This window comes from Desulfobotulus alkaliphilus, from assembly GCF_007830435.1.
Lineage (GTDB): Bacteria > Desulfobacterota > Desulfobacteria > Desulfobacterales > ASO4-4 > Desulfobotulus > Desulfobotulus alkaliphilus.
In genome coordinates, this window is sequence record NZ_VLLC01000088.1 from 1 (window position 1) to 1236 (window position 1236).

Here is a 1236-nt window from a genome sequence, read left to right on the forward strand (position 1 = left end):
ACCGGTGGCAGAATTGCCGGAGAAAGGGGAGCTGCCACCATTCTGGGGCTGCATCCCAATACCCTCCGCAGCCGGATGAAAAGGCTGGGGGTGGTTTGATGGATAAGGGGGAGGCCTGAATTCTGGCAATATGAAGCTACATTGGCAGCCATGGCAGGGCAAAGATGGAAGGTAAGTATGGTGGCCGTAAAAGAGACAGTATCAAACGGGAGAAGATCCTTGCCTTGCTGGGCAGGGGTTTGACCTACATTGAGATATAGGGAGCCTTGGGTGTGAGCCGCAGAACCATAGCCAGAACCAAGGTCGAGGGTGTCTGATGGGAAGATGGCATGGGGGGCTGATCCTGTGGCCCCTATGTATAAGGTGTAAATCTGGTCTTCCGGGTGGTATCGAGCGGAGGGATCTTTTGGCTGCTGTTTCTTGCGCTTTCTGATTCAGGGGATTATAATTTTAGATAATAGAGGAGATCGGCCCATGGTTGCTGCAAGTCTGTAGCCATGCAGGAGTTTTTACTGTAAGAACAGCGTAATAGGATTGAGAGGAAGCCCGTGGGCAACCATGATGTTTTTTTCAAGAAGATTTTAGACGTAGAGGGCCATGCAGAGGAACTGATACGGTCATCCCTGCCACCTGCCATACTTGAGCAACTGGATCTGGGTACCCTGAAGGAGGAAAAGGGTTCCTTTTTGGGGGAGGAGTTGTCAGAGTATTTTTCTGACCTGCTTTACACCTGCCAGTTTAAAGGTGGGCTGATCCGTATAGCCCTTTTGTTTGAGCATAAAAGCTATGTGGATCATGATATGCTCTTTAAAATCCTTCTGTATATGGCAAGTCAGTGGGAACGCTGCCGCAAGCAGGAGATAGAAAAAACCCCCATTATTCCCATAGTGATCTATCATGGGGAAAGAAAATGGCAGCCCGGTCTTCTCAGTGACTGTTTCAAAGACCTGCCCTCGATGATCAAGCCCTTCATCCCGGATTCAGAGTACATTTTTGTGGATCTTTCAAGCTGGCAAGATGAGGATATCAAAGATAAGCTCTTTGTCATGGTTTCCATGAAGTTCTGTATGCTCATTTTTAAGAACATTTTTCATCCAGATAAGCTCAGAGAAAACATAAAGGAATATTTTGAGCTGGCATTCTCATTGTTTGAAGATGAAGATGGTCTGAAGATCATCAAAAATGCCATAGAGTACATTTTTAAATCGACAGATCTTCAGCCTGAGTATGTGGCTG

General features: G+C 46.8%; 1 protein-coding gene. It reads left to right on the plus strand.

The window, feature by feature from the left end:
• Positions 1-548 precede the first annotated feature (548 nt).
• A partial coding sequence (locus LZ24_RS16995; RefSeq protein ID WP_144686896.1) for an Rpn family recombination-promoting nuclease/putative transposase occupies positions 549-1236 on the plus strand: 688 nt, incomplete at its 3' end.